The organism is Trebonia sp. (genome assembly GCF_049794275.1).
GTDB lineage: Bacteria > Actinomycetota > Actinomycetes > Streptosporangiales > Streptosporangiaceae > Trebonia.
Genome location: NZ_JBARCR010000768.1, coordinates 1 through 3,668 on the forward strand (window position 1 = coordinate 1; position 3,668 = coordinate 3,668).

Sequence of the window (3,668 nt, forward strand, 5' to 3'; positions counted from 1 at the left end):
CTGTTAGCCTTGTAGACGCGGTGACCACTTTTCGGGCCTCTGGCCCCCTGATTCTTGTCACCACGTCTACAAAGTGCTCTGCGGTCCACAAAGTCACCGCCCGGCGGCCGGAGTGCCCGGGTGCCGGGGCACGTCGGGACTGTTCACCGGGGGTTCGCGAGGACAGCGAGCTTGAAATGGGACAATGGGGACATGACTTGGATCGATCTTGAGGGTGCCGTCAACGTCAGGGACCTCGGCGGGCTGCCCACGGTGGACGGCGGCAGCACCGTGCCCGGCAGGCTGCTGCGGTCGGAGAACCTGCAGGAACTGTCGCCGGCAGACATCGCGAGACTGGTGAAGGAGATCGGCGTCACCACGGTGGTGGACCTGCGCACTACCGGGGAACTCGAGGTCGAAGGCCCGGCGCCGCTCGACGCCGTGCCCGCGGTCCGGCACGTGCATCGCCCGGTCCTGAAAGAACTGGGAAACGCCAGCGAGGCGGCCGCCGAAGCGCTGCTGATCACGAAGCTCGAACGTGACCGCGCCAGGTACCCGGACGACATCACGACCGGACATTACCTCGGCTACCTGGAAGAACGCCCCGATCAGGTGACCGGCGCGCTGCGGGACATCGCGACCGCGGACGGCGCGGTGATCGTGCACTGCGCGGCGGGCAAAGACCGGACCGGGGTGATCGTGGCGCTGGCGCTCACCGCCGCCGAGGTGGAACCGGACGCCATCGTGGCGGACTACGCGGCGACCGGCGACCGGATCGAGGCGATCCTCGACCGGCTGCGCCGGTCCCGGACGTACGCCAAGGACCTCAGCGAAAGGCCGGTGCAGGCCCACCTGCCGCGCGCCGAGACGATGCAGGCGTTCCTCGAGCAGCTGGACGTCCGGTACGGCGGCCTGCCCCGGTGGCTGGCCACCAACGGCTTCGCCGACGACGAGTTCAGCCTGCTCCGCGACAAGCTCAGGGAGCCATGATCCGATGACCCGGGCGTGTCTCGTCGACGTCTACGACACGATCGTGAACTCGCGCTTCGAGTCGCGCCAGCGCGACGTCGCGGCCTTCGCCGGAGTGGACGCCGATCTCTGGCTGGCGGGGTGGATGACGACCAGAACCGAACGTGACCTCGGCACCCTCTCCGTTGCCGACTCGGTCGCGCAGGCGTTGCTGGCGTGCGGGATCGACCCGGCGCCCGAGCTGGTCGACACCATCGTCTGCAAAGACGCCGAGCTCCTGCGCCAGCAGGTCCGCGTCTTCGACGACTCGATCCCGTTCCTCACCGGCGTGCGGGCGAGCGGCATGGCGATCGCGCTAGTCAGCAACTGCGGGGACTCCACCAGGGCGCTGCTGGACTACCTCGGCTTGATCCCGCTCGCGGACGCGGTGGTGCTGTCCTGTGAAGTCGGCTCGATGAAGCCCTCCCCGGACATCTACCGCACCGCCTTGGAGGACCTCGGGGTCGCCGCCGCGGACGCGGTCATGATCGACGACCAGCCCGGCTTCTGCGCCGGCGCGGAAGCCGTCGGCGTGCGGGCCATCCAGATCGTCCGCCCGGAACTGGACGGGCAGGTCTCCCGGTCGGCATTCCCGCTCGTCCGCTCGCTGCTGGATGTGCCCGCCCTGCTGTGACTCCGGATCTGGCACTGAGCCCGCTGTGGCAGGCTTGACGCCATGACCGTTGCCGAAACCCCGCACGTGGTCATCATCGGCGGCGGGATCGCCGGGCTCGCGGCCGCCTTCTACCTGAAGGACGAGCCCGTCCGTGTCACCGTCCTGGAAGGCTCGCCGCGCCTCGGCGGGAAGCTGTCGGCCAGCGACGTCGCCGGGGTGCCGATGGACGAGGGCGCGGAAGCGCTGCTCGCCCGCCGCCGGGAAGGCATCGACCTGATAACGGCAACAGGCCTCGCCGGCGACCTCGTCCCCGCGGGCACCACGTCGAGCGCGATCTTCACCCGCGGCGCCATGCGGCCGCTGCCGCGCCGCCAGTTCATGGGCGTCCCCGCCGACCTGGACGAGCTGGCCGCCACCGGCGTCGTGTCCGCCGACGGCATCGCGCGCGCCCGCCACGAGGAACGGCTAGCGCCGGAAGCGGCCGACACCTCGGTCACCGGCTACATCGGCGCGCGGCTGGGCGAGGAGATCGTCGACCGGCTCGTCGACCCGCTGCTCGGCGGCGTCTACGCCGGCCGCAGCGACGAGCTGTCCTTCCAGGCGACGCTCGCCCCGCTGGCCGCCGCCACGAAAAACCACGCGTCGCTGACCGGCGCGGTCGCCGCGCTGCTCCCGCCCGCCCCCGCGCCCTCGGCTGATAACAGCAAGAAGCGCTCCGCGCCAGCCCCGGTGTTCGTCACGCTCACCACCGGGCTCGGCGCGCTGCCCGAGGCGGTCGCCAAGGCGTCGAACGCCGACATCCGGACCAGCGCGATGGTCCGCGCGCTCGAGCGCACGCAGGCGGGCTGGCGGCTCACCGTCGGTTCCGCCGCCGACCCGGAGTACCTGCTGGCTGACGCGGTCATCGTCGCGGCCCCCGCGGCGCCCGCTGCCCGCCTTCTATCCAGAACGGTCCCGGCCGCCTCCGCACCGCTCAGCCAGATCCCGTACGCGAGCATGGCGATTATCACACTGGCTTACCGGGCCGAGGATTTCCCCGGGACGCAGCGCAGCGGCTATCTCGTCCCGGCCGTCGACGGCCGGGCCGTCAAGGCGGCCACGTTCTCCACGGTCAAGTGGCCGCACCTCGCCACGCACGCGCCGGTGCACGTTGTCCGCTGCTCCGTCGGCCGGATCGGTGAGACGGCACTGCTGCAGCGCGACGACGCGGACCTGGCGGCGCTCGCCGCCGCGGAACTCGCCGACGCCACGGGGATAACAGCAAGAAGCGTCGCGCAGCGGGTCACCCGCTGGGGCGGCGCACTCCCGCAGTACAACGTCGGCCACCTGGACCGGGTGGCGGCCATCCGCGAAGCCGTCAGCGAGCAGCCCGGCCTCGCCGTCGCGGGCGCCGCCTACGACGGCGTCGGCATCCCGGCCTGCGTCGCTACCGCCAGGGCGGCCGCCCGGCAGGTCATCGCCCACCTCAGCCGCTTCGACGGCAGGGACTAAGATCTCTAGACGTGGCAGACGACGAGAAGCGGCTTAAGGCGCGGGACCTGAACGAGCTCATCAGGTACACGATGTGGGCGGTGTTCAAGGTGAGCGACCAGGCGTTCGACCGCGAGCAGGCGGCGGCCGAACTGACCGAGGTCCTCGACCAGTCCGCGGGCAAGGGCATCGTCACGCGCGGCTGCTACGACCTGCAGGGCATGCGCGCCGACGCCGACTACATGCTGTGGTGGGTGGCGCCGACTTCCGACGAGCTGCAGGAGATGTACGTGCGGTTCCGCCGGACGAGGCTGGGCCACGCCAGCGAGCCGGTCTGGTCCGCGATGGCGCTGCACCGGCCCGCCGAGTTCAACAAGGGCCACATCCCCGCGTTCCTCGCCGACGAGGAGCCCAAGGCCTACGTCAGCGTGTACCCGTTCGTCCGGTCCTACGAGTGGTACCTGCTGGATCCCGCCGAGCGCAGGACGATGCTCGCCGAGCACGGCATGATGGCGCGCGAGTACCCGGACGTGCGGGCGAACACCGTGTCCTGCTTCGCGCTCAACGACTACGAGTGGATGCTCGCGTTCGAGGC

Annotated in this window: 4 protein-coding genes; all 4 read left to right on the plus strand. The window is 70.9% G+C overall.

The features are described 5' to 3' along the window. Positions 1-192: 192 nt before the first annotated feature. Positions 193-969, plus strand: coding sequence for a tyrosine-protein phosphatase (locus WA805_RS20065; RefSeq protein ID WP_422276088.1), 777 nt, complete (start codon positions 193-195; stop codon positions 967-969). A gap of 4 nt (positions 970-973) precedes the next feature. After that, positions 974-1,621, plus strand: coding sequence for an HAD family hydrolase (locus tag WA805_RS20070; RefSeq protein ID WP_422276086.1), 648 nt, complete (start codon positions 974-976; stop codon positions 1,619-1,621). A 42-nt stretch (positions 1,622-1,663) separates the two neighbouring features. Further along, the gene (hemG, locus tag WA805_RS20075) at positions 1,664-3,094 is read left to right on the plus strand and encodes a protoporphyrinogen oxidase (RefSeq protein WP_422340171.1); all 1,431 of its coding nucleotides are present in this window, start codon (positions 1,664-1,666) and stop codon (positions 3,092-3,094) included. 71 nt (positions 3,095-3,165) lie between these two features. After that, positions 3,166-3,668: hydrogen peroxide-dependent heme synthase (gene hemQ / locus WA805_RS20080; protein ID WP_425243094.1), on the plus strand; the 503-nt coding region annotated here is incomplete at its 3' end.

What these genes read in the sequence shown, in the direction of transcription:
- WA805_RS20070 (WP_422276086.1), top strand. Translation starts at nt 974, where the DNA reads ATGACCCGGGCGTGTCTCGTCGACGTCTACGACACGATCGTGAACTCG.
- hemG (WP_422340171.1), top strand. Translation starts at nt 1,664, where the DNA reads ATGACCGTTGCCGAAACCCCGCACGTGGTCATCATCGGCGGCGGGATC.
- WA805_RS20065 (WP_422276088.1), top strand. Translation starts at nt 193, where the DNA reads ATGACTTGGATCGATCTTGAGGGTGCCGTCAACGTCAGGGACCTCGGC.